The following is a 22,869-nucleotide window of genomic DNA, read 5'->3' as shown; positions in this document are numbered from 1 at the left end:
CATTCATTTTTATCATCATATCAAATAAACAAAGGCATTCAACAATCATCCGCCTTCCGCCGTCCCCAATAATATGATTCCCAGCATGACGATTGCTATCATGATATATTGGCGCCATGTCAGGACTTCTTTTAAGAACAAACGGGATAAAAGCACTGAAAAAATTCCATGTGCAGCAATAAGCGGTGCCGCAATGATTGCATTGCCAGCCATTGCGAATACATAAAAGAATTGACCAATCGTTTCCAGTATGGCAGCCAATCCTTTATCATGTTCTTTGAAAATGACGAATGATTCCTTCTTGATTATTTTAACGTAAAAATATGAAATGACTGCTGCAATAAGGAAGGTGAATTCATACGCCAACAAAGCTGAATCTTCACTGATAAGCTTTAATTCATCCAAATAGATCCCATCCGCAAATGTCCCTAGTCCATCAATCAAGCTGTATAGGATCGGGAATGTAATCGCCAGTACACCAATTTGATATTTTCGTTCAATCACTTCATTGCTCGCTTGTAAAGCAGCCGTTTCAGCCTGCTTATCAAAAACGGCAAGTCCTATTACACCGGCTGTAACGGCGACAATTCCCGAAATTTCTATGAAACTCATTTCCCGCGGAAAAAATAAAAATAATAAAACTGCACTGACAGCACCCGAAGAGTTTTGAACCGGGGCGGCAATTGACAATTCTATATACCTTAGTCCGATATAGCCAATGGTCATCGACAAAATATACATGGCCGAAACCGGAAAGTATCTGATCATATCAAAAGGGTCAAAGCTGACTCCTTTAATCAGCATATACAGAATGGCATGAATTCCCATTACAAATCCAACCATTGTTACAATTTTAAGATGGCTGAACCTGTCATTGCTGTCGGAACCTTTTTTGTAAAAAAGATTTGCTGCTCCCCAGGACACAGCTGTTAGTATAGAAAAAATAAACCACATAATGTCTTTGATCTCACCTGTTTTCGCAAATTTATCAAAACATTTACTACCTTACCCCAAAATAAAAATATAATCAATCCTTTATAAATAGCAAAAGAGTTTCTGCGTGATCGTGTGTAGATGTTCAATGAATTTGGTAAAATATTAGTTATTCCTTTTTGAAAAGCATACTTTTTTCTTGATAACCCGAAATGAGGTGAACTGACTTGATTTTTGTTATGGCAGCTATCATCATTTTTTCTATTCCGGGGCTGATCCTGATTTGGTCAACTGCCTATGTCAAATCAATCAAAAAAGAAAATGTCCCGTGGAAATTGCTGGTTTCCCTTCAGCTCTTGCTTATTATTGCCGGCATGATAGTACATATCTATTTACTCCGTTCATATGAGTTTCCGCTGCTTCAAACAAGAATAGAAACCTGGGTTAGTATGGGGATCATCTTGCTCATTTGCGGATTTATGCTGGTTTTAAATTTAATCATTACAAAAAAGTTAGGCAGCCAAAGCCCAACCCATAATAGCAAAGTGGTGAAGATTATAACCGGGTGTTTTGCATTGTATTTCTTTATCATTTTCTTTATTGCAGCGCCCTTGGGGGAAAAAGTTGCCTTTGCTGTTTCGATTAATGAGGCGATAGAAGCCGCCAACAAGACGAATAATGAGGAGTTCTCTATAGTATTGGTAAATTCCGAAAAAGATTGCCTAAGGCGGTCGAGTCAATATTGCAGAAACCAAGCATATAAAAATCAATACTTTATAAAAAATAATATGGGCAAGAAACAAGAAGTGCAGGTAAAACTCCGCGCTTTGAACAGCAACAACAAGGAAATGAAAGTCATTGATTCAAAAATAATGACTTTGAAACCGGGTGAATTGCAGTTATTGGAAACGGAAGAGACGAACGAAGATGCAAGCGTTTGGAATAAATACTCGTTTCAAACAGATGGAAAAGTATATCAATATCAACAAAAAATCCGCTTTCGGGACCCTGATTAGATGGGTTTGGGCAGATCAGAATGAATTTTGTTGTAAATTTCGCAGAAAAAATGAGTTACTAAAGTATAAGAAAAAAGGCGCTGACCTAATTTTATTAGATCAGCGCCTTTTTGATTAAGTGATTCCGACTGGGTTCGAACCAGCGACCTCCACCTTGTCAATTCCCGAAAACGAGTTTATACAGGAAAATGTATAAATCGATTCCATTAAGTCCATTAAATCAAAGCTCAGATGAATGTTTATGCATGCTGATTCTGTTATTTCCATTGTTTCTAGAAATTCTGTACAATTTTTGTGCAGTCTTCATCAAAAAATTGTGGAGGTAGAGTGTATTTGCTCCATATTCAAATTATCTAAAGTGTATTATGAAATACAGTCTGAAAGTATTATTCAAGAATTGCGCCCGATCGTTGAATAAGAGTTATTACTTGAGAAAAGCGTCTAATCTTTTCATTGCCTTATCTACGGAAGTGATGGACATTGAGGTATTAAAGGGTTCAACATCTAAAGAATGGTTAGCGTTAGGGATTTTTTCAATTATTATATTTGCTTTATTATTAATGCTTTCGATTTTAATTGGAATATAATGCTCATCTTCTTCCCCTATTACAATTAGTGAAGAGTAGTTAGTCATTAATAGTGTTTCAAAAATTGAGTCAAATCCCAGTAATGGCGTAAGTAAAATCATTTTAGAATCCATAAACATATTGTTTTTCATAAATCCGTTAATGATTGGAATTGTACCTAATGATTTCCCTAAAAATACAGCTTTTTGATCTTGATGATTTTTAAGCACCTCATCAATGATAGGTGTTACATCTTCAATGATGATTTTTGTTATATCTTCTAATGGAAGTTTAAATATGTCTTTTCCGTAAGAATAATGGATGTGGACAACATCATACTGATTTTGAAGCATTGTCATAGTCGAATAATAAAATAGTGGCTTATCATACGAATAGCCCGACCCAGAAAACATAAAACAAACAACCGTGCTTCCATTTTCAATATGAGTGTAATGGACTTCTTTTTCCTTAATAAAAACTTTTTTTTGATTAACCTTCATATAGCGCCACCTGACCTTATCATTCTGTTTACTTAATTAATTGCAGCCCCTACAAATAAAATCCTTTTTTCCTCAAAAATCTGGCCCGATAAATAAAAAGAGCGCAGTCATATTCCGGAAATGCGCTCGTTTTTTGAACTACGCTATTTACATCTTTCTAAAATTGTTTTAACAAAATCAGTTTTTGCATCTGCATATTTATGTTTATCATGCTTGTTTGCTTCTGATAATTTTATTTTGAGTTGCTGATATTCAATTCTTGCTTCATCATTATCTCTTAAGTACTCTCTAAATTTTAACTGCTCAACAGATACTTACTTCCACTTTGAAACATATGGATCTGATGTGTCCTTGGTTCTCCTTTATTAAAGTAGTATCTATCCGGGAGAATGTTTGTGCCTTTGTAGGAGTAGCCTAAACCCTTCAAAGGTGATACACAATATTTGCCATCGCTAAATTCGTTGATTTCAATAGCTATATCGATAATGGGCTTTGCACTTAATTTCTTTACCGCTGTACTTCCAATGTGATGAATATCAACAATATAATTACCGATTTCCTTCTCGATTCTACTCTTCTCTAATAAAAATTCTTTTTCCCAAGCTTCAGTCCAAGGTACTAAAAAGACCTCTCCCTTTGGTAATCCCAACATACATCATACCTCCAAGCAGTTTATTGATGGAACTACCTTAAACCGAAGTCGTCAGTATTTCTATTCCACAATATGGCCCTTTAATGGAATATGATATGGCTAGAACTTTTTATGTTTATTCATTGTCACGTTATCACTCAACAGAATGGTCTTTATCCGCTATTGGTGAGACCAAAATACTTAATCCCGCCTCTCCATAATCCCACATTTTGACCCAAGGATAAGTTCCTTCTGGTAAAATAAAAGTTCTTTCTTCAAGATATTTAATCGGATCCTTATCGCCAGTGCATCCTTGAAGGAATGTGGCGGGATGAATAGTGACTATTCTTCCGGTATCATTAAAATATTTTATTTTCATTTTTTTCATCCACTCCATTGCTTCAATTAATAATTTCAGCCGATGGTACTGTTGTCCTTAATCAAGATCAATATAAAATTAATCCTTAAATCTGGCATTTTTTTGAAGTCTTCGCACAACCCTTGGGAAAAGTTGAGTGTTATTTCTTTAAGTTCATCTAATAATCTTTTTTGCTGCATTATGGGCAGCGGTGTAGTATGGGTTATAACGCCTTTCGTCCTTACCAATAAAAGTTAAATCTAAATCAAAGTCTGGATAGAGCGCTGAAAACCTTTTCGTTTTTTCATTTATTCTTTCAGCCACTTTATTTATCGCATTGTTTTTAGTAATTTTTGAAGTGATTTTCAATTTTTCAACCTCATTCCAATCACTTAAGATCCTTATCCTTGATGGCAAGGCATGATTGTTATTATGTATTGCTTTTAGTAATTCATCTACTGCAAATTCAACCGCAACAAGCTCGGCATATACATTCACCGCCTTCATTGACGGATTATAATGTTTTTTCGACTTTACCGAAGTTTGGCCCTGGCCGATAAAACAAATTCCTAAACCAAAAATACCTTGTCTCATTAACTCTGAGGCATCGGTAAATATACGCAAACACTCTTCATCCCACAGCATGTCTTCCGCTCGTGTTTTTGCTTCGACAGGGGGGATTCTCTCTTTTCTAATTAATGATTGTTTGTAAATTCCTTTATGCCCGGGATTAATCATGAGTTTTCCTCCTTCAAATAAAGTCTAAAAAATATCGATATCTATTCGTCAAATCAAACGAAATTTAGTTTTTATTTTTCCCTTTGGATGGTCGTTCCCCATTCACAGCCAGAGTAGGGTATTTCCATTTAATTGTTCTATCTTTATTTATCCTGATCCTGTGAGTTGAGCCGATGCAGAAATTCAGCGTAGCAACCATTAGGCAAGGTCTATATGCTGTCTTTAAGACCGGGTTGCGAGACATAGAGAACCGGGAACGGCTTCTTGCAGTAACGATTCGGTGGAACTTCGATTGGTTTCGGCCGGAGGGAACTTAGCATTAGTATGTAGGGCGCAAATACATATGCTTTTAAGCCAGCGCCAGGTTGAAGAAATTCAGGTATTAAATGGCAGATACATTTCCATCTTCTTCGTATTTAGTAATGTAGTGATGAATCATTTGATTACCTCCTAGCTGACTTCTTTTGCTACTCCCCTTCTGTGGTAGTATTTTCGTAGAAGGGAGGTGTTGACTTATGAAGAAAATTGGCCTTAATGCTGATTCGCTGTTTATTCGTGGTGTAGCTGAACATGGCGCAACATCTGGCGAGCTTGTCACTGAAGTCTTTGTGCGAATTTTTTTTAAGCTATAGAGCGCCATATTTATCTGCCTCCTTTCTATTAACATGAGGTTAACTGCAGTATAGTTCCCCACACGTTAACCTATCAACTATTTTTTGCAAAAAAAGTTTCTGATTAGTTAATTATATATTATTTCTCTTCATGTTATCTATTTGTTAACTTATAATATTGGTAAGAAACGAGGTGTTAACTGTGTTAGGTGACAGATTAAAAAAACTACGCAATGAACGAAAAATCACACAAGAAGAGCTTGGTAAAAAAGTGAATGTTATAAAAGTGTCTATTTCTGGATATGAAAACGGAAATAGAAATCCTGATACAGAAACACTACAAAAACTTGCCGACTTTTTTGAAGTCTCTACCGACTACCTTCTTGGTAGAACCGACAATAATGAAATAAATAATAAGGTCACTGTTGCCGGCCAAGAGATCACTTTATCTCCCGAAGAATTGAAGGTGTTTGAAGAATTAAAGAAACACCCTATCATGTTCCACGATCTTGCATCTGACCCAGAGAAGAAGGTCAAAGAGTTAATCAAGCTATATAAAATGAAAAAGATGTTCCTAGAGGAAGATGATGAGAAATATGGTGATGGATTTGGGGAGCAGGAGGATTAAAATTAAATTGAAAGGGTGATTAAGGATGGAGAAAAAATTAGATTTGATTCTTCAAAAGTTGGATTCGTTAGAGTCTGGACAAAAGGAAGTACAAGCTGGGCAGAAGGAATTAACGAAACGTCTTGAAAGGACCGAAACAAAGATTGATGCAATTACAAATCAAGTAGCCAACAATGCTGAACAGTTGCAGGAATTAAGAAATGAACAGCAGCTAATAAAACAAGCCTCCATGGAAACAAATGAGGGCGTCAAGCAATTAAAAACCATTCAAGACAGCCAGCACAGGATTATTGAACTACTCTCGGCACGTTCTTTGGAGCAAGAAAGTGAATTAAGAGATTTGAAAAGGGTTAAATAGTAAATAAATATTTATGCATCTATACAATGCACGATCGATTAGGTCGTGTTAATTTATATATTAAACATGGGGATATCTGCCCATTACGAAATGACCAATATTTTCTTACATAGTTTGACTCGGAAGCGATAACATGCAGCTGAATAAAATACAGAAATCCGACTACTGGGAAGAAAGAGCAAACAGAGTACTTTCACATTTTAACTATTCCTTTCCTGATGAAATTGACATGTATGATATTTGCTGGCAATAGGGAGTACAGATCAAGCCGCTTAACGCTCCGTTTATAGATGATGTGGACTACGAAACTATTAGACATTTAAAAGCGCACTCTTTCCCAAAGCCTCAGTCCAGAAGAGGAACAATATATATTAGGTTAAGACTAGAGGCTATTGACGTGGTGAAATATTGGGACTAGAAGCAGATCGCATCGACTGGGACAAAAATCAGATACTGATCAATCAGTCCATTGTCCGGGGGAAGGCGGGAAGCGGGTTATAAAAAGTTCATAGTCATTCGCATCAGAACGAATCGTAAGCGTGCCAGAATCAGTAATGGTAATGTTGCGGCAACTTTACATGGAATTAGTTAGGAAAAGAGATTTAGTAAAGAATTTTCGGAAAGTGCATGATCACAATTGGATATTCTGCAATGAGGATGGAACTCATTTTTATCCAACTACGCCGAATAACTGGTGGAGAAGATTCACGGACAGAAATAAATCCGATATATTCGGCTGCATGATCTGCAGCACACATCAGCTTCTCTTTTATCAATCAAGGTGTCCACGCTAAAATTATTGCAGAAAGACTTGGGCAGGCTGATATTAGAATTACAATGGACACCGGCCACCCTCTGCAAGCAGCTGATGAAGCTGCCGCTGGAAAACTAAATGACCTTTTCACATCAAAAAAAACACAAGAAAAATAATTTCGTCAACAATTCGGCAACAATAGCATTTATAACAGCTTCCGAGCAAAAGAAAAGAACCCTTGAAATATTTAAGTATCAAGGGTTCCGATGATGATTCCGACTGGGTTCGAACCAGCGACCTCCACCCTGTCAAGGTGGCGCTCTCCCAGCTGAGCTACGGAATCAAATTATTATGATCAAGTCGACAATTAATAATATATAACATCTATCAAATAATGTCAACTACTATTCTTGAAAAATTTTTTATGGGTTAAGGAGCGCCACTCTGTCAAGGTGGCGCTCACCCTATCAGCTTTCCGCCAATTTATATTTTCCTTTATTCTTTGTGAACATTTGCGTTGCAATCATTGCCACGAATAACACGAGCCCGATAATATCAGACATTCCCTCAGGATACATGAGCATAAGTCCGGCAACTACGGCGATGATTCGTTCGAACCAGTATAGTTTTCTGTACCAGAATCCGATGATTCCCGCTCCGATTCCGATCATCCCGGTGAAAGCCGTGAATACCATCCAGATCAGATAAGGGACCGTTGTATCGATCATTAGCAATTCAGGCGACAGTACAAACATGTATGGAATGATGAACGCTGCGATTGCCAGTTTCGATGCGTTGACTCCGGTTCGGATCGGTTCCCCTCCGGAGACACCAGATGCTGCAAACGCCGCCAAAGCGACCGGCGGTGTAATATCTGCCACAATCCCGAAATAAAAAACGAACATATGGGCAGATAGCGCCGGGACACCAAGCAAAATAATAGCGGGTGCCGCAATTGTTGATGTGATGACATAGTTGGCTGTTGTAGGCGACCCCATACCAAGTACAATGGATGTCAGCATTGTGAAAAACAATGTCAATAACAGCTGTTCATTGGCCAAGCCGACCAATCCATTGGCGAGCTTCAGCCCCAGACCTGTTTTCGTAACAACGCCGACGATGATTCCCGCCGAAGCGGTGGCCGCCGCCACGGACAGAGCGGTTCTTGCACCGTCCACAAGGGCCTCCACCATCTGCTTAAATCCGATCCGTGTGCTTTTCCTAATGGCACTGACAACAATCGTGCCAATGATGGACCAAAGGGCTGCACGCATGACGCTGACGCCAGTCATCAGTAAAATAATAATCAACAAGATTGGAAGCAGCAAATAGATCTTGCCTAAAACTTCTTTTCTATCCGGCATTTCCTCTTTTGACAAACCTTTAAGGCCAACCCGCTTCGCTTCAAAGTGGGTCATGATCCATATTCCGGAGAAATAAAGGATCGCCGGGATGGCAGCCGCCTTTGCGATTTCCCAGTATGTGATCCCGATAAATTCCACCATCAAAAATGCTGCTGCTCCCATGACAGGCGGCATGATTTGCCCGCCTGTTGATGCAGCGGCTTCAACAGCACCCGCAAATTCTTTGCGGTAACCGAGCTTTTTCATCATCGGTATCGTAAATGATCCGGATGTTACCACGTTTGCAACCGAGCTCCCGCTGATTGTTCCCTGCAGGGCACTGGAGAAAATCGCAACCTTTGCCGGCCCTCCGATCCTTCGCCCTGCAATCGAGAGAGCCAAATCGTTGAAATACTGGCCGACCCCGGTTTTCACAAGGAAAGCGCCAAACAGCAGGAATAAGAATATGAAGGTTGCAGAAACGTACAACGGCGTTCCCAAAATCCCCTGTGATGTAAAAAACATCGTATTGATGAGGCTTTCAAAATTCAATCCTCTATGAGCCAGGAATCCCGGCATTGACGGGCCAAAATAAGCATACGCCATAAATAAAAGAGCGATGATCGTAATCGGTAGTCCGACAGCTCGCCGCGTTGCTTCAAGCGTCAATAAAACAGCAAGCGTTCCGACTGTCAAATCAAGTGTTGTCAATGTTCCCACCCGGTTGACAATCGTTTCAATCATCAGCGGCCAATAGGCGCCTATTCCAACTGATATGATGGCTAATATGACATCGTACCATGCCACCCTATCCTTCCGCCCCGCCTTTCTTCTCGCAGGGAAAAGAAGGAATATAAGTGAAAGTGCAAATCCCAGGTGAATGGACAGCAGAATTTGGCGCGGTACAGATTGAGTAATAGACGCGTACAATTGAAAAATGGAAAAAGCCAGCAAACCAAAAAATATAATCCAGCCGAGCGCTCCTTTTACTTTCCGCGTTGCTGATTCCGGGTCATATTTTTCTAATATTTTCTGTTGTTCTTCTTCTGATAAAGTCTCATGGACCGGTTTATCTGCCAACAAGATTCACTCCTTTCCATTGCTGCCATAAAGATAGCTTCCTTTTTTTGATTCTCACAACAGATCCGGGCTCTGCAAACTCCTTAAAAGGTGTTACCTTCTCCCCCGCCACCAGACGATGATCGGCACTTACCTGGCCCGTGCTGAGATCAATCCAAGGAAAATCACGCTTCATGTTCCGGATATAATATTTACCGTCTTTCATCCGGAAAGTTTCCCCTTCCTCCGCATTGGCCGGCATGCCTACAGCTGTATCCTCGTACTCCAATTCCGTCTGGCGGATGGTCCCGTTTTTCAGTACCCGATAGGACTCTTTTACCTCTGAATGATGGATGGAATGGGTGTATACAATTTGAAAACGGCTGTCAGCTGCACGGAGCGGAAAAAAAGCAAGAAGCTTATGTTCTTTTTGAGATTCGATCGTGATAGTATCTGTTATTGGAACCGCTAAAAGTATGATAATTATAAATGGTATAAATAGCAGCTTTAAACGTCTGGGCATATTTATCTCCCGAAAAAACAATCCTCTCCAAAGAAAAGAATAGACCGAGAAGATGGTCCGGTCTATTCACGCCATTGGATATCATCACTTATTCTCTGCTGAAATGCCCTTTTCATCAAAATATTTTTTGGCACCCGGGTGAATATCGATGGCCATTCCATTCAATGCATTTTCGGCACTGATTTGCTCACCTTTAGCATGTCCGATTTTATCAGTATTCTCATAAATGGCTTTCGTCATATCGTAGACAAGATCATCTGATAAATCCGATCTGACAACAAGCATCGCTTGGACCGCTACGGTATTTATATCACTCTTGGCGTTATACGTTCCTTCCTTGATTGTTTCCTTTGCATAATAAGGATATTTTTCAATTAGGGCATCAATTTTATCATCTTCGAGTGGGACAATGACTACTTTTTCAGTTGCCGCCAACCCTTCAACAGCACCTGTCGGAGTTCCGGCAGTAATGAAAGCAGCATCAATTGTACCATCTTGGATTCCCGTAGTAGAATCATCGAAAGATAAATTTCTGGCTTTTACATCGTCAAGCGTCATGCCATACGCTTCAAGAATCTGCTCCGCGTTGGCAAGCGTTCCTGATCCGGATTCCCCGACAGAGACCGTTTTACCTTTCAAGTCTTCTACAGATTTAATTCCTGACTTCTCCGTCGTCACGATTTGAATCGTTTCCGGATAAAGTGTTCCAAGGCCTTTCAGGTTGTCCACTTTTTCTTTGAACATATTGGTTCCTTCAGTGGCGTATGTAGCGATATCCGTTTGTGTAAAAGCGACTTCCACTTCTTCCTTTTGGATCAATGCCATATTTTCGGCAGATGCGCCTGAAGTGACTGCATTGGATTCAATCCCTGTTGCATCCTTGATCAAATTGGCGAAGTTTCCTCCAAGCGGATAATATGTACCGCCGGTACCGCCTGTCGCAATACTGACGAATTTCACGCCATAATCTTTTCCGCCTTCTTTTGCCTCTTCCTTTCCTTTATCGTCTCCCCCACCGCCGCAGGCTGCCAGCACTAATGAAAGCACTACCATTAAAGCGATGCCAAAAAAAGTTTTTCTGCGAATCATTTAATAGCCCCCCCTACTTGTATTCTACAAAATTGATATTAGCATAATAACTTTGATGCAGGCAAACTTTATGGTTTCCCTGCACATAGCCGCTTTTAAGCTTCCAGTAACCCCTCTCTTATTACCCTTTTAAAAATTAACAAAACGTCATTTTTAACATTACCCAACCCATATGATAAAGTATTTAACATACAATCCGCCAAAGAAGGAGGCTAATATAAAATGCAAGGAACGATTACAGAAATAGAGTTTGACAGCAAGGAACTGGATGAAAGGTTAGAGCTTTTGATTTATTTGCCCGCAGCCTATTCGCCCCTGTACAAGTATTCTCTATTGATTGTTCAGGACGGAAAAGACTACTTCCAGATGGGCAGGCTGACAAGGTTTACGGACGAGCTGCTTGCCGGGGAAAAGATTGAAAATCTGATCATCGCCGGCATTCCTTATAAAAACGTGAAGGACCGACGGCAAAAATATCATCCGGATGGCGAAAAAAATGAAGCCTACATAAGGTTTCTGGCCCATGAACTTGTTCCCTGGCTGGAAAAGAGATATCCCACCAGCAGCGTTGGGAAATGCAGGGCTTTGATGGGGGACAGCCTGGCAGCCACTGTTTCCTTAATGGCCGCCATTGAATATCCCCACACCTTCGGAAAAGTCATTTTACATTCGCCTTATGTAGATGATAAAGTGCTTTCTGCTGTCCGCTCCCATAAAGAGCCTTATCTCCTGGATATCTATCATGTGATCGGAAAGGATGAAATCGAAATCAAGTTTTCACAGGAGCGGGTGGAGGACTTCCTGACTCCAAACCGGGAGCTTCATCAGGCCTTTGAGGAAAATGGCTTCGATTCTTTTTATGACGAATTTGACGGCGGCCACTCGTGGAAATACTGGCAGCCCGACGTAAAGCGTGCACTGGCAATGATGTTTTCCCGTTAAATCAACTCTTTCTTATGTCCTATAGGAAAAGCGGTCGGGGATATGTTATAGTAATAAGATATAGAAGATTTTAACCATTATCGAAGTTAGGGAGGTTATAGAGAGATGAAATATGGAATTGTTATATTCCCCTCTAAATCATTGCAGGATTTGGCAAACTCCTATCGGAAGAGGTATGATCCCCATTATGCGCTGATTCCTCCTCATCTGACATTGAAAGCGGCTTTTGAAACAGATATGGATGTCAATTCTATCACTGAAAAGTTGGAAGCAATTGCAAAGAAAAATGAACCTTTCACTTTAAACATCAGAAAAGTGAGCTCATTCCAGCCCATAAACAACACGATTTATTTGAAAGCAGAGAAGACCCCGCAGCTGGAAAACATTTACGAGGACTTGTACGCCTCTTTGCCAGGTGATCCGCCGGAACACCCTTTTGTTCCGCATATTACTATCGGACAAAATCTGTCAAATGATGAACACTCCGATGTATACGGCCAGCTAAGGATGCTTGGTGTCGAACACGAGGAAATCATTGACCGATTCCACCTTTTGTATCAGCTTGATAACGGGTCATGGACTGTTTACGAGACGTTTCGCCTTGGAAAGGAAGCCTAATAAATGAGAGTCATACTAGCCGGAACAGACAGTCAGCTTCAAGATGCTTTCAGCATTCGAAAAAAAGTGTTTGTCGAAGAGCAGCAGGTGCCTGTTGAAATCGAAATCGATGAGCATGAAAACAACTCTGCCCACTTCGTGCTTTACGATGGGGAAAAGCCGGCAGGCGCGGGCAGATTCCGGATTCTTGATGACAAAGGAAAAGTGGAAAGGATTTGCATTCTTCCGGAATATCGCGGAAAAGGTGCAGGAAACCAAATCATGGCGGAGATTGAGGAATATGCAAAAAAACTTCCGGTTGAGGAACTTGTTTTGAACTCCCAATCCTATGCTGTTCCTTTTTATGAGAAACTGGGATATATCGTCGTATCGGAAGAATTTCTTGACGCGGGGATCCCGCACCGGAAAATGATAAAGAAACTGGAACAAGAAATGAGCAAGCGCCCTGTTTAGAGGAGGAGAACCAGGCGATTCCCGAAGATCGGAACTTTCAGCCGTCAAAGGGAATCGGCTTACCCTTTCAGCCGGGCGCCATTTCTTGTTCTCACTCCGAAATCTTAAGTGATTCCCCTTTTAACCACGGTGTATGTCCATTAATGGATATGGAAACTTCACCGCTTTCTATGAGCGAAGATATGTATGCAGTGAAAGATGTCCTAAAAAGCAGCCATTGCCCGATTTCGCGCGCTTCCAGCCTGAAATGATCGAACATTCTTTGCAATAGGCCATTCATTGATATGCCATTTGCGGAAGCATTTACGTAGCTTAACAGAAACTGTTTGATATTGGCATGGCAGTCGATGTTTGCCTGAATTGTCTCCTTAATATCGATTTCATAATCACCATGCCCCGGAAGCGCCCCCCGGAAAGATAAATTGAGCAAATTTTCAAGAGTGTCGATTGCCGCATCCGCATCGACAATGAATGGAACCTTATGTTTCGCAAGAACAGCGGCGCCAAAATAAGCGTCTGCCGCATACAGGATCTCCCCAATTAAAATTCCCATCTGCGCATAGCTGTGTCCAGGCAAATGAACAGCCTCGAAATGAAAAGGCCCCAATTCATGCTGCCCTTCACGGATGAAACCGTCAATCTTTACCGGGTCCCCTTCCAAAAACTTGTTCCTTAATTGTTTAATCGGCATCGCCCCATTCCACAGATAGATCGGCTCAAGAACAGGATGTTCCATGATCGCCGCTTCAAGCGGCGGTGCATGCAATTTAACCTGAAGCTGCTTCTGTAAAAACGAAGCCCCTCCATAATGATCTGTATGGGCATGGGTAAGAAAAACATAATCGAGGGGAAGATGATGCTCATTCAATATTTTCAAAACCTTTTTTGCCGTGCCTTTATCAATCCCGGAATCAATGAGCATCCCCTTCCCATCTTTATGGATATATCCGATATTGACAGAACCGTTGAAATAATGACAGCAATCGGAAATTTTTATGAACTCCAACTCTAACATTCCTTCCAAATATGCTGTTATACATATTCGTTTAAAAACTGTCCTTTTCCTGTTGCATTTGGAAAATTTTTATTTTTACGTGCTTCCGTCTCATATTTTGTGGGGATTGCCGCATCAGTTGTCTTCAATTCAAATTTTGGCTGCAGTCTGATTTTCGGTGTGAAACGGACAGGCATGGGATCACGGGCTTTCATTTTTTCCTGGTCTCTTTTTTGATATTCCGTATATTGGTTCATCCTGATTGGCGCAATATATCCCATTGGAACCGGCACCTCCATTTCCATGATTCATATCTTTTACCCCATTACGCATCTTATAAACGTCTTTTTTTAAAAAAATGAGGACTTGCACCTGATGCAAGCCCACTGCCTTATCTTTTATTCAGCATTTTTGAGATGGTGTTCATATCCAACTTATTGCCATCCTTAGTGATCGTATGCACCATCTTGTCTTCCAGCTCTCTTGAAACCGGACGGTTTGCAATCCTTGCGACTTCCCTGATCACCCGGCGGACTGTTTTTTCATCTTTAAAGTTTGCATTCTGCAGTGAATTCGCAAGCTTTAGTACTTCATTCATATCGACACCGGTCTTGCTCTCAATATTTTTAAAAAATTGATTATCCATTATCAAAATAGCCTCCTTTTCATCTTTTATATATTATGAAGGAGGCTATTTTTGGTGAGGTATAGCGGACCAAAAATGCGGGATTCCGCCAATATCCTTTATCCGAAATCAAATGTATGCTTTGGGGCAATACGACTTGCCCATACAAAAAAGCTATGCTTGCACTTTACCCTTTCGGCTTGAATATTAAAGCTCCCAGGAACCCGAAAACGATGGCGGCCGATATACCTGAAGATGTAACTTCGAACATTCCGGTCATTACGCCGACAAGTCCATGCTTGTCTGCTTCCAACATGGCTCCATGAACAAGCGAGTTCCCAAAGCTTGTGATCGGTATGGTCGCTCCAGCCCCCGCAAAATCAATAAGGGGATCATACAGGCCAAACCCGGCCAATATCGCGCCAATGACAACCATTGTGCTTAATGTATGTGCAGGCGTCAGTTTGGCAGCATCAAACATGAGCTGTCCAATCACACAAATAGCCCCTCCAATGACAAATGCCCAAAAAAACATGGCAAGCATGAAATCCCTCCTCGTTAAATATATTCGACGCTGACAGCATGAGCGATGCAGGGAATCGATTCTTTTTGCTGAAAAGAAAGCGGCGATAAAAGAGCGCCGGTAGCTACGAATAAGATCCGTTTATACTTCCCTGCTTTCATCTCATTCAGCAAATGTCCGTACATGACAACCGCTGAACAGGCGGGACCGCTTGCTCCCGCAAATACCTCCTGATCTTTTTTATATATGAGAAGGCCGCAATCCTGGAATTGTTCAACATCAACGGATACGTCTTTTTGTTTAAAAAGATCCAGTGCAACCCGCCTGCCGATATCGGCAAGGTCTCCGGTTACAATCAGGTCGTAATGGGACGGGTCAATGCCCAGATCGAAAAAATGCCTTTGGATTGTGTCAACAGCTGCCGGCGCCATCGCTCCGCCCATATTGAACGGATCGGTCAATCCCATGTCGATCACTTTTCCAATAGTGGCCGAAGTAATTCTTGGATGCGGAGAGTTGACCAATGTCCCCGACCCGACAAGGGCGACCCCTGCTCCTGTAACCGTCCATTGTGCAGTCGGCGGCTTCTGCCCTCCGTATTCCGTAGGGTAGCGGAATTGGCGCTCAGCCGAAGCGTTGTGGCTGGAAGCTCCTGCAAGGATATAGTCGGCCCCGCCATTATTGATGATCATTGCCGCAAGCCCCAGACCCTCCGTTGAAGTGGCACATGCGCTGAATATGCCAAGGTGTGGAATTTGGTTTGTTCTGGCCGCAAAACTGGTCGGCGTAATTTGATTGATTAAATCACCGGCCAGAAAGAACTGAACGTCCTCCCCTTTTAGCGCTTTTTTTCTTAACGCAATATCGACAGCATCTTCAAGCAAAACAGTCTGCGCCTTCTCATAGGAATCTTTCCCCATCCATAAATCCGTGTGAAATTTATCAAAATCATTCGTGAGCTGTCCTTCTTTTTCAAATGGCCCGCCTACCACTCCTGTTGATAATATGGCCGGCTTCCGGTCAAAAACCCATGTCTGATTGCCAACAAGCATTATAACCCTCCCCACTTGATTAATATTGTTTTGATGAGTGCGACAACAAATGCGGAAAACACACCAAAAATGATGACAGATCCGGCCAGTTTAAATATATTTCCTCCCACCCCTGTAACAAAGCCTTCACTTCGGTGTTCGATTGCAGACGATATGACGGCATTTCCAAAACCGGTAACAGGCACAGAACTTCCCGCCCCGGCAAATTGCCCAAGCCGGTCATATACGCCGAATCCTGTCAAAAGCATGGCAAGGAAAACCATCGTGGCAACAGTAGGGTTTCCTGCTGTCTGCTCGGTAAAATTGAAAAAATAAATATAAAAGTAAGTAATCGCTTGTCCGATTCCGCAAATCGTGCCGCCTACCAAAAATGCCCGAATACAGTTTTTTAAAATGGGCCTTTTTGTTTCATGTTTTTTCTGCAGTTGTTCATATTGGATCTGTTCAGGTGTTTTTGCCTTATTTTTGCTGGACATCTTTTTCTCTCCTAAGTCATTTCTTCTTTTAATCGAATGATTTTTTTGAACCGTTTTTTGGCTTCGGCATTGGATAAATTGTCACCGTCTAAATCTTCTTTCAGCCTTACTGCCTCCAGGAAAATTTTATAATCACTGGAAACTATAAATTTCTCATCAGGATATTCCTTTTTCAGTTTTTTGGTAAGTTCCCTTTCGATCTTTTTCATTCTAAACCTTTTCATATGCTTTACCTTATAGGCCACAATGATTTTCTTATCTCCTTCTACAACGGCGACATCATAGATTTCATCTATATTTGACACTTCTTTTTTTACCTGGAAGGCTACCGACTCATCCTCATCCCTTTGTTTCAGTTCAATAGGGGGCGGACTTGTCCTTTTCAGCAATGCTGAATCACTTTCTTTATGCTCCTGGCCGTCATCATAAGAGCATGCCGAAAGTGCCAAAAAAAAGAAGGCTGAAATTATGATCTTTGATGGTTTGTTTCGCATGTCAACCTCCGCTTCGAGAATGGTAACTTTATTTTTCACCATTCCATGTAAATTATGAACAAAAATAAACCTCTGCTTGGAGGATTTAAGGAAAAAATAAACTGGGAAATTCCCCCATTGAATTTCCCAGTTTACCTGTGCATGCCAATCAGTGAAAAAATCCCGATTAGTACACTTTCGACTTCTTAGTCGGCCCGCCGCATCCGCAGCCTTTTCTTTTTTTACGAACAGGAGTGACCGGCCTTTTCTTGCTTCCACTTTTTTTCAAAAGTCTCACTTCCCGTATTAGTATTGGATGCATCAATGCACCTTGTTTATTTTATGACTATCCCGTGTTGATCGCTTTCCCAAAATCCCAGATTACCCTATGTTTTTTGACTGGATCCACGTTTCCACGATAGCTGCAAGTCCGGCAGCCGCCAGTACGATGACCACAGGCTTATACAGGACAGGAAAGTAAAAGCGCATTGCGAATAATCCCATTGACACCCATATTCCCGTGCACCAGAAGCAGTTGAGAAGGGCTCCGATCCATCCCCGCAGGCCTCCCTCTTTTGGCAGCAAATAGATTTCGGCCTTCCCTTCATCATTTTTTTCTTCATATTCATCCATGAATGGGCTTCTGATCCACTCTGTTATTTGATCGTAGACCAAAAGTCTTGTCAGCCGAAAGACCGCCATACTGAAAATGATGTATTCCAACCATGATATTTCCATTGAATCCACCCCTTCAATTGCCTATTTTATGTAAAACAGGCGTCTGTCCGTTACTCAATGACCCAATGATTAATATGTTATTAGTGTTAATGACCATATTATAAGGAGGAAAATAAAAGATGAGCTTCGAAGAAATGGAATCGTCTTTCGATCATACAGCGCCGGCAACCCACCACGTTGGCGGCGGTGGATGCAGCGGCGGCTGTACTTTAGATTGTGTTTGTCAAGTAGTCAGGGCTATTAAAGATATCCAGGATCAGGCAGAAGAAGAATGCGAAGTATGCACATCCAATTGCTTTATTGAACCGCTGGGAGAATTGGGCGTACGGGGACGGGGCCATGCCGACACCCGCGTATTCACTTTAACCCATAAAAACGGCGAACTGTTTAAGGCATTGTTCAGGGGCCATCACGGCAAATGCGTTTCTGTCTTTTTCAGGGTAGAAGATATCTTTGATAACTGCTGTGCTACGCTGAGAGTCCTTGTTCCATTAAAAAAAGATGGCAAGACCGTAGCTGATATCATGGATCAACATGGAAAACTGAATTTCGCAGAGCTTTGCGAAGTAAGAGACTGGGGCCGCAGCAACAGCTGTGTAACGGTTGATCTGCACTGCTTCTGCGCAGTCCAATGTATTGCAGATGTAGACTTGGAGATTTGCGACTAATTCCCGAAAGACGGAAATGGATCTGCCATTTCCGTCTTTATTTCAGAGTAAGAAAGTGTAAGATTTTTTAGCTTTAAAATTTTGAACAAAGCCTTTCTTTGTCTAGCTCCAGCGCCTATCGACTAGCAGACTTCGCACCTCTGGTGCTCCTGCGCCATAGCTTATCAAGGAAGCCTTGTTCAGCTCGTCGCAAAGCTCAGGAAGCCTCTCGAAGAAGAAGCTTTCCTACGATAAGTCAACATCGGCTCGTTCCTCGCCGTGTTTCCTTTATCTCGTCGGAGGCACTCCAGTCTGTACGTCGATGGGCAAGGCGCTTGCGCTCTTCTAATTAGCACTAAGCGTTGATCCGGATACCCAGCAAGTCTTTTTTTTCAATCGTAGCCAGTTCTCCTGAATCTGCCTTTACAACTATTTTTTCCTTATCTGCCGCGTATAGCTTTCCTTTGACACCGCCCAGCGGAGTTGAAAATGTGCAGGAATAAAATTGGGGCTTCGATGATAAATGATGGAGCTTTTCTTCAATCGTCATGGAGGTGAAAGACTTTACAGGATTCAGTCCGCCTCTTGCAGGCCTGTTGCTGTTATGGGCGTGAAACCTAAAATAATCCACCGCTGAAACAGGTTTATTTTCTTCAACCTGCTTTTCCCCAATCTTTTCCCCGACTTCTTCCTCTTCAAAAATGAATTTTTCCTCACCAAAGCTGACCTTCCTTTTTTTGGTTTGGTGCCTGTCAACGGCAACAGAATCTTTAAAATTGCTGTTAAAAGCTGCTGGCGGGCCAGTGCTAGAGCGGTATTGGCTTTGCATCCGATGGTTCGGCTCCTTTAAACTAGGCTGCTCAATAAATAATAACGGCTTTTGTGGCTTCTTCCTTCCTTTTTCCTTCATAGGGGTCAACCTCCATCGCTGAAACTTTCTTTATATTTGTATGCACAACCTTCCTTGACGTTTATGGAGAAGCAAAAAACTGCCGTAAATATCGGCAGTTTCTTGTTGAATGATTAAATTTTTAATTACCCATGATATGGTAGCCGGAATCGACATGGATGTTTTCGCCGGTAATGCCGCGTGAAAGGTCGCTGAAAAGAAATGCGGCGGTATCTCCAACCTCTTCCGGCGTCGTTGTTCTGCGAAGAGGGGCTTTTTCTTCAATTTCTTTCAAAATGCTGTTAAAGTCGCTGATCCCTTTGGCAGAAAGGGTACGGATCGGGCCGGCGGAAATTGAATTCACCCTTATGCCATGTTTTCCGAGATCGCTTGCCAGATACATGACGCTCGCATCAAGTGATGCTTTGGCCACTCCCATGACATTATAGTTCGTTACAACCCGCTCACCGCCAAGGTAAGTCATTGTGACAATGCTGCCGCCTTCCGGCATAACATTCAGCTTTTGCACCGCTTTTGCAACAGCAGTCAATGAGTAGGAACTGATGTTGTGGGCAAGAAGGAAACCATCCCTTGTCACATTCAAGTAATCGCCGTCAAGCTCCTCCTTGTTGGCAAATGCAATACAGTGGGCAATCCCGTGAATCGGGCCTGCCTGCTCCTTGATTTTGCCGAAACATGCCTCTATATCATCATCTTTCGTTACATCGCAAGGGAGAACTAATGATTCTTCCCCCTCAAGTGTGTCCGCCAATTCACGGACATTTTTCTCAAGACGCTCTCCAGCGTATGTAAAAATCAGTTTGGCTCCTGCTTTATGTAAAGATCTCGCGATTCCCCATGCGATGCTCCGTTTGTTTGCAACACCCATAACCACAAAGGTTTTTCCATTCAAAGAAAGCATGTGAATTCCTCCTTTTTAATTTTTGTTGAACAGGAAAATATTAAATTCTACAACTGTGGATAATTTCCTTGTCTAGCTCCAGCGCTCAGCGACTAGCAAACTTCGCGCCTCTGGTGCTCCTGCGCCATAGCTTAGCAAGGAAGCCTTGTTCAGCTCGTCGCAGAAGCCTCTTTCCTACGATAGTCAACATCGGCTCCGACGGACAGGACGTCCTAGTGCAGGCGAAGCGACAGGACGTCGCTGCTTGAGCCTGCCTTCGTCGCCGTGTTGTCCGGCTGCGAGTGCCATCGGCGCAAGGATTAAGCCAATCGCTGCTGAAGGCAAACTACGCCTTTTTCAGCGCTCGTCTAGCTTTGCGCCGATAAGCAGGCACTCTCCGCCTTTCCTTATCCTTTATCTCGTCAGAGGCACTCCAGTTTGTACGTCGCTAGACGAGCGCTTGCGCTTTTTTTGTTACATGTTATTAGCACCTAGTACTAATCATACACGACAGCTTTTTGGTTTGTAAACAGGATTCTCTTAAATATTATTACTTATATTGCAGTTCCCTCGTCAATTCCTCGACATATTCCGCCGATCCTGTCACGATCAGACGGTCATTGATCAGCAATTCCGTATCCCCGTGGGGAACGATGGAGTCCTTCCCCCTGAAAATCCTTACGATAATGACATCCCCCGTAAATGGAAATTCCCGGAGTGTCATCTGGTTATAGTCAGGGTTCAACATCCGGATTTCATGGAGCGCCGTCTCATCACTCGTCATGATGTTGGCAATATTAGGCGACTCAATCAATGCTTTCATCAATGCCGTTGTTGCGAGCAATGTTGAAAACACTTCGATATCCTGCTCCGTCAACGCTTTTGCAAGGTCAGGGCTTTCGATGCGGGCGATCACCCGTTCCACGCGGCGCTCTTTGGCAGCAACGGCCAGAGTTGAATTGAGCTCTTCATCCCCTGTTGAGATAAAAAGAATATCAGCAGCGAACGCTCCCTCTTTATCCAAAATTTCTTCGTCATATCCTGTGATCTCCTGTATATCAAATGTGGAATCCGCTGTGTTTGAATCGGCCTTTTCCATTTTCTTATGAATGATGCATGTATCATAATTCGATTGGCCGAGCTCCTTGGAAACGGCAAGAGACATTTGGTTTGCCCCGACAAATATAACCTTTATCTTCCTCTCCCCGGCATTTTCCTTCGGGAACCACTTTCTGAACATGATAGGGGTTAAAATGCAGGAAATGACAGCCACTAATATGAGCGTGCCGCTCATCTCTGCCGATATCACGTTAATCCGCTCAGCAATTTTCGCTGCTGCAATAACAAGCGACAAAGTGGAAGTTAAAAGAAATGCGGATGCGAGCACCGTATTTTTATCATACCAGCGTCTTAGTATGAGTACCGGAAAAAACTTGGATACAAACAAAGCTACAATCAAAAGCGGAATCAGCAGCAACATATTTTTATTGCTTAAAAGCGACCATAATTCAAGGTCCACGCCGACCATGACAAAAAAGATGGGGATCAAAAATCCATATCCAAATGAATCGAGCTGCCTGATCATGCCCTGATCCGGATTGAGGAGCGACACAAGCGTTCCCGCGATAAATGCGCCCAAAATATTTTCTGCACCCACCGATTCGGACAGAGCGACAAGGACTATGATCAATGTAAAAATCGCACGGGTCCCGATCTGTACCGTCCCAGTTGACAGGCGTGCAACAAAATTTCTGCTCTTAAAACGGACACCGATAAAGTAAAAAATGACACCTGTTGCGAACAAGACGAGAAGCAGCCACATTTGTCCGCCCCCGTCGCTTGAAAGGGAAACAAATACGGAAAGCAGGATCATTGTGACAAGATCGGCAATGACCGCAATGAGCAAAATGATCTGGCCTATCCCTGTTTTCATGATACCCGCTTCCTTTAAGGTCGGCACAACCACTCCCAGTGAAATCGTCGAAATGATCAATGTCATCAGCATCATATTTTCGATAAATCCCGCGAGAACGAAAAGATACGAAAGCAATATTGATAAAACAAAAATACCGGCAAAAACAAAAGTGGATACGGCTAACCTGTTAGGTTCCAATTTACCGTTTGGTAAAGCCGATTTCTTTTGCTTGCTGCTAAACGCCGAAAAATCTATTTCCACTCCACTTAAGAACATTAAAAAAATAAAGCCGAGCGTTGACAGCGTATCAAGCCACATATCGTGCTGGATTACATTGAATCCGCTCTTGCCGATAATCAGGCCCATGATGATTTCCGCTACAACGACCGGTATAAAGGATAGCCGAAAACGGTGGAGAAGAAGCGGTGTAAAAAATGCGACCAGCAATACAATAACCAGTGAAAGTAATGATGATTCAGATTCCATATGCTTCTTCCTCCGTTTTTGACTGTTTAA

25 protein-coding genes, 1 tRNA gene and 1 pseudogene are annotated in these 22,869 nt (G+C 42.1%); 7 read left to right on the top strand and 20 right to left on the bottom strand.

Features of this window, described 5'->3' with window-relative positions; all coding sequences use genetic code 11:
• Positions 1-45: 45 nt before the first annotated feature.
• On the bottom strand, positions 46-954 hold the full coding sequence (locus tag FS666_RS02615; protein ID WP_144461027.1) for an EamA family transporter: 909 nt from the start codon (positions 952-954) through the stop codon (positions 46-48).
• A gap of 206 nt (positions 955-1,160) precedes the next feature.
• Between FS666_RS02615 and FS666_RS02610 the strand changes: the two genes are divergently transcribed.
• Positions 1,161-1,949: a hypothetical protein gene (locus FS666_RS02610; RefSeq protein ID WP_144461028.1), complete on the top strand. Its 789-nt coding sequence runs from the start codon at positions 1,161-1,163 to the stop codon at positions 1,947-1,949.
• A 424-nt stretch (positions 1,950-2,373) separates the two neighbouring features.
• On the opposite strand, the gene FS666_RS02605 is transcribed toward FS666_RS02610, so the two are convergent.
• The 4 genes and pseudogenes from FS666_RS02605 to FS666_RS02590 form a co-directional block, all read right to left on the bottom strand.
• On the bottom strand, positions 2,374-3,015 hold the full coding sequence (locus FS666_RS02605; protein ID WP_144469094.1) for an alpha/beta hydrolase: 642 nt from the start codon (positions 3,013-3,015) through the stop codon (positions 2,374-2,376).
• Positions 3,016-3,158: 143 nt separating this feature from the next.
• A pseudogene (locus tag FS666_RS02600) lies at positions 3,159-3,667 on the bottom strand (GrpB family protein).
• A 133-nt stretch (positions 3,668-3,800) separates the two neighbouring features.
• Positions 3,801-4,034 carry a hypothetical protein gene (locus tag FS666_RS02595; protein WP_244943822.1) on the bottom strand — a complete coding sequence of 78 codons (234 nt, stop codon included), beginning with the start codon at positions 4,032-4,034 and terminating at the stop codon, positions 3,801-3,803.
• Between the two features lie 144 nt (positions 4,035-4,178).
• Positions 4,179-4,742 carry a hypothetical protein gene (locus FS666_RS02590; protein WP_144461030.1) on the bottom strand — a complete coding sequence of 188 codons (564 nt, stop codon included), beginning with the start codon at positions 4,740-4,742 and terminating at the stop codon, positions 4,179-4,181.
• 813 nt (positions 4,743-5,555) lie between these two features.
• Between FS666_RS02590 and FS666_RS02585 the strand changes: the two genes are divergently transcribed.
• The gene (locus FS666_RS02585) at positions 5,556-5,981 is read left to right on the top strand and encodes a helix-turn-helix domain-containing protein (RefSeq protein ID WP_144461031.1); all 426 of its coding nucleotides are present in this window, start codon (positions 5,556-5,558) and stop codon (positions 5,979-5,981) included.
• Positions 5,982-6,006: 25 nt separating this feature from the next.
• On the top strand, positions 6,007-6,339 hold the full coding sequence (locus tag FS666_RS02580) for a hypothetical protein (RefSeq protein WP_120076045.1): 333 nt from the start codon (positions 6,007-6,009) through the stop codon (positions 6,337-6,339).
• 1,024 nt (positions 6,340-7,363) lie between these two features.
• Here FS666_RS02580 and FS666_RS02575 read toward each other — a convergent pair.
• The 4 genes from FS666_RS02575 to FS666_RS02560 form a co-directional block, all read right to left on the bottom strand.
• Positions 7,364-7,436: transfer RNA gene (locus tag FS666_RS02575), tRNA-Val, on the bottom strand.
• Between the two features lie 124 nt (positions 7,437-7,560).
• Positions 7,561-9,516, bottom strand: a complete 1,956-nt coding sequence (locus FS666_RS02570; RefSeq protein WP_144461032.1) for a TRAP transporter permease — start codon at positions 9,514-9,516, stop codon at positions 7,561-7,563.
• Positions 9,506-10,018, bottom strand: coding sequence for a DUF1850 domain-containing protein (locus tag FS666_RS02565; RefSeq protein WP_144461033.1), 513 nt, complete (start codon positions 10,016-10,018; stop codon positions 9,506-9,508). The genes FS666_RS02570 and FS666_RS02565 overlap by 11 nt, the downstream gene beginning before the upstream one ends.
• Before the next feature lie 84 nt (positions 10,019-10,102).
• On the bottom strand, positions 10,103-11,107 hold the full coding sequence (locus FS666_RS02560; RefSeq protein ID WP_144461034.1) for a TAXI family TRAP transporter solute-binding subunit: 1,005 nt from the start codon (positions 11,105-11,107) through the stop codon (positions 10,103-10,105).
• A 222-nt stretch (positions 11,108-11,329) separates the two neighbouring features.
• Here FS666_RS02560 and FS666_RS02555 point away from each other — a divergent pair, with 222 nt between their 5' ends.
• The 3 genes from FS666_RS02555 (at position 11,330) to FS666_RS02545 (ending at position 13,120) form a co-directional block, all read left to right on the top strand.
• Positions 11,330-12,049: an alpha/beta hydrolase gene (locus FS666_RS02555; protein ID WP_144461035.1), complete on the top strand. Its 720-nt coding sequence runs from the start codon at positions 11,330-11,332 to the stop codon at positions 12,047-12,049.
• Positions 12,050-12,154: 105 nt separating this feature from the next.
• On the top strand, positions 12,155-12,667 hold the full coding sequence (locus FS666_RS02550; RefSeq protein ID WP_120075271.1) for a YjcG family protein: 513 nt from the start codon (positions 12,155-12,157) through the stop codon (positions 12,665-12,667).
• Between the two features lie 3 nt (positions 12,668-12,670).
• A complete protein-coding gene (locus tag FS666_RS02545) occupies positions 12,671-13,120 on the top strand; it encodes a GNAT family N-acetyltransferase (RefSeq protein ID WP_144461036.1) in 450 nt (149 codons plus the stop codon).
• 91 nt (positions 13,121-13,211) lie between these two features.
• Here FS666_RS02545 and FS666_RS02540 read toward each other — a convergent pair whose 3' ends face one another.
• The 8 genes from FS666_RS02540 to FS666_RS02505 all read right to left on the bottom strand — a co-directional run bounded on the left by FS666_RS02540 (position 13,212) and on the right by FS666_RS02505 (position 18,001).
• Positions 13,212-14,126: an MBL fold metallo-hydrolase gene (locus FS666_RS02540; protein ID WP_144461037.1), complete on the bottom strand. Its 915-nt coding sequence runs from the start codon at positions 14,124-14,126 to the stop codon at positions 13,212-13,214.
• A 26-nt stretch (positions 14,127-14,152) separates the two neighbouring features.
• Entirely contained in the window at positions 14,153-14,395 is a 243-nt protein-coding gene (locus FS666_RS02535) for a hypothetical protein (RefSeq protein ID WP_144461038.1), read from the bottom strand.
• Between the two features lie 110 nt (positions 14,396-14,505).
• Positions 14,506-14,760 (bottom strand): sporulation-specific transcription regulator SpoVIF, encoded by a 255-nt coding sequence (gene spoVIF / locus FS666_RS02530; RefSeq protein WP_120075275.1) that lies wholly within the window; start codon positions 14,758-14,760, stop codon positions 14,506-14,508.
• A gap of 166 nt (positions 14,761-14,926) precedes the next feature.
• Positions 14,927-15,283: a stage V sporulation protein AE gene (gene spoVAE, locus FS666_RS02525; RefSeq protein ID WP_120075276.1), complete on the bottom strand. Its 357-nt coding sequence runs from the start codon at positions 15,281-15,283 to the stop codon at positions 14,927-14,929.
• A gap of 14 nt (positions 15,284-15,297) precedes the next feature.
• Entirely contained in the window at positions 15,298-16,314 is a 1,017-nt protein-coding gene (spoVAD, locus tag FS666_RS02520; protein ID WP_144461039.1) for a stage V sporulation protein AD, read from the bottom strand.
• On the bottom strand, positions 16,314-16,790 hold the full coding sequence (spoVAC, locus tag FS666_RS02515) for a stage V sporulation protein AC (RefSeq protein WP_144461040.1): 477 nt from the start codon (positions 16,788-16,790) through the stop codon (positions 16,314-16,316). The genes spoVAD and spoVAC overlap by 1 nt, the downstream gene beginning before the upstream one ends.
• Positions 16,791-16,801: 11 nt before the next feature.
• The gene (locus tag FS666_RS02510) at positions 16,802-17,284 is read right to left on the bottom strand and encodes a YhcN/YlaJ family sporulation lipoprotein (protein WP_144461041.1); all 483 of its coding nucleotides are present in this window, start codon (positions 17,282-17,284) and stop codon (positions 16,802-16,804) included.
• A 360-nt stretch (positions 17,285-17,644) separates the two neighbouring features.
• Positions 17,645-18,001, bottom strand: coding sequence for a DUF1360 domain-containing protein (locus FS666_RS02505; protein ID WP_120075279.1), 357 nt, complete (start codon positions 17,999-18,001; stop codon positions 17,645-17,647).
• A 119-nt stretch (positions 18,002-18,120) separates the two neighbouring features.
• Between FS666_RS02505 and FS666_RS02500 the strand changes: the two genes are divergently transcribed.
• Positions 18,121-18,669, top strand: coding sequence for a CotY/CotZ family spore coat protein (locus tag FS666_RS02500; protein WP_144461042.1), 549 nt, complete (start codon positions 18,121-18,123; stop codon positions 18,667-18,669).
• Between the two features lie 334 nt (positions 18,670-19,003).
• Here FS666_RS02500 and FS666_RS02495 read toward each other — a convergent pair whose 3' ends face one another.
• The 3 genes from FS666_RS02495 to FS666_RS02485 all read right to left on the bottom strand — a co-directional run bounded on the left by FS666_RS02495 (position 19,004) and on the right by FS666_RS02485 (position 22,839).
• Positions 19,004-19,558 carry a CotO family spore coat protein gene (locus FS666_RS02495; protein ID WP_120075281.1) on the bottom strand — a complete coding sequence of 185 codons (555 nt, stop codon included), beginning with the start codon at positions 19,556-19,558 and terminating at the stop codon, positions 19,004-19,006.
• 121 nt (positions 19,559-19,679) lie between these two features.
• A complete protein-coding gene (fabI, locus tag FS666_RS02490; RefSeq protein WP_120075282.1) occupies positions 19,680-20,459 on the bottom strand; it encodes an enoyl-ACP reductase FabI in 780 nt (259 codons plus the stop codon).
• 529 nt (positions 20,460-20,988) lie between these two features.
• Complete coding sequence (locus FS666_RS02485) at positions 20,989-22,839, bottom strand: monovalent cation:proton antiporter family protein (RefSeq protein WP_120075283.1); 1,851 nt, start codon at positions 22,837-22,839, stop codon at positions 20,989-20,991.
• Between the last annotated feature and the right edge of the window lie 30 nt (positions 22,840-22,869).

The sequence above is a fragment of the Siminovitchia fortis genome, assembly GCF_007681465.1.
GTDB lineage: Bacteria > Bacillota > Bacilli > Bacillales > Bacillaceae_C > Siminovitchia > Siminovitchia fortis.
The sequence above is the reverse complement of the archived record's forward strand: the minus strand, read 5'-3'. Positions and strand labels throughout refer to the sequence as shown.

What these genes read in the sequence shown, in the direction of transcription:
- FS666_RS02545 (WP_144461036.1), top strand. Translation starts at nt 12,671, where the DNA reads ATGAGAGTCATACTAGCCGGAACAGACAGTCAGCTTCAAGATGCTTTC.
- FS666_RS02565 (WP_144461033.1), bottom strand. Translation starts at nt 10,018, where the DNA reads ATGCCCAGACGTTTAAAGCTGCTATTTATACCATTTATAATTATCATA.
- spoVAE (WP_120075276.1), bottom strand. Translation starts at nt 15,283, where the DNA reads ATGCTTGCCATGTTTTTTTGGGCATTTGTCATTGGAGGGGCTATTTGT.
- FS666_RS02510 (WP_144461041.1), bottom strand. Translation starts at nt 17,284, where the DNA reads ATGCGAAACAAACCATCAAAGATCATAATTTCAGCCTTCTTTTTTTTG.
- FS666_RS02590 (WP_144461030.1), bottom strand. Translation starts at nt 4,742, where the DNA reads ATGATTAATCCCGGGCATAAAGGAATTTACAAACAATCATTAATTAGA.
- FS666_RS02485 (WP_120075283.1), bottom strand. Translation starts at nt 22,839, where the DNA reads ATGGAATCTGAATCATCATTACTTTCACTGGTTATTGTATTGCTGGTC.
- FS666_RS02605 (WP_144469094.1), bottom strand. Translation starts at nt 3,015, where the DNA reads ATGAAGGTTAATCAAAAAAAAGTTTTTATTAAGGAAAAAGAAGTCCAT.
- FS666_RS02615 (WP_144461027.1), bottom strand. Translation starts at nt 954, where the DNA reads ATGTGGTTTATTTTTTCTATACTAACAGCTGTGTCCTGGGGAGCAGCA.
- FS666_RS02550 (WP_120075271.1), top strand. Translation starts at nt 12,155, where the DNA reads ATGAAATATGGAATTGTTATATTCCCCTCTAAATCATTGCAGGATTTG.
- spoVAC (WP_144461040.1), bottom strand. Translation starts at nt 16,790, where the DNA reads ATGTCCAGCAAAAATAAGGCAAAAACACCTGAACAGATCCAATATGAA.
- spoVIF (WP_120075275.1), bottom strand. Translation starts at nt 14,760, where the DNA reads ATGGATAATCAATTTTTTAAAAATATTGAGAGCAAGACCGGTGTCGAT.
- spoVAD (WP_144461039.1), bottom strand. Translation starts at nt 16,314, where the DNA reads ATGCTTGTTGGCAATCAGACATGGGTTTTTGACCGGAAGCCGGCCATA.
- fabI (WP_120075282.1), bottom strand. Translation starts at nt 20,459, where the DNA reads ATGCTTTCTTTGAATGGAAAAACCTTTGTGGTTATGGGTGTTGCAAAC.
- FS666_RS02580 (WP_120076045.1), top strand. Translation starts at nt 6,007, where the DNA reads ATGGAGAAAAAATTAGATTTGATTCTTCAAAAGTTGGATTCGTTAGAG.
- FS666_RS02505 (WP_120075279.1), bottom strand. Translation starts at nt 18,001, where the DNA reads ATGGAAATATCATGGTTGGAATACATCATTTTCAGTATGGCGGTCTTT.
- FS666_RS02500 (WP_144461042.1), top strand. Translation starts at nt 18,121, where the DNA reads ATGAGCTTCGAAGAAATGGAATCGTCTTTCGATCATACAGCGCCGGCA.
- FS666_RS02560 (WP_144461034.1), bottom strand. Translation starts at nt 11,107, where the DNA reads ATGATTCGCAGAAAAACTTTTTTTGGCATCGCTTTAATGGTAGTGCTT.
- FS666_RS02535 (WP_144461038.1), bottom strand. Translation starts at nt 14,395, where the DNA reads ATGGGATATATTGCGCCAATCAGGATGAACCAATATACGGAATATCAA.
- FS666_RS02555 (WP_144461035.1), top strand. Translation starts at nt 11,330, where the DNA reads ATGCAAGGAACGATTACAGAAATAGAGTTTGACAGCAAGGAACTGGAT.
- FS666_RS02595 (WP_244943822.1), bottom strand. Translation starts at nt 4,034, where the DNA reads ATGAAAAAAATGAAAATAAAATATTTTAATGATACCGGAAGAATAGTC.
- FS666_RS02495 (WP_120075281.1), bottom strand. Translation starts at nt 19,558, where the DNA reads ATGAAGGAAAAAGGAAGGAAGAAGCCACAAAAGCCGTTATTATTTATT.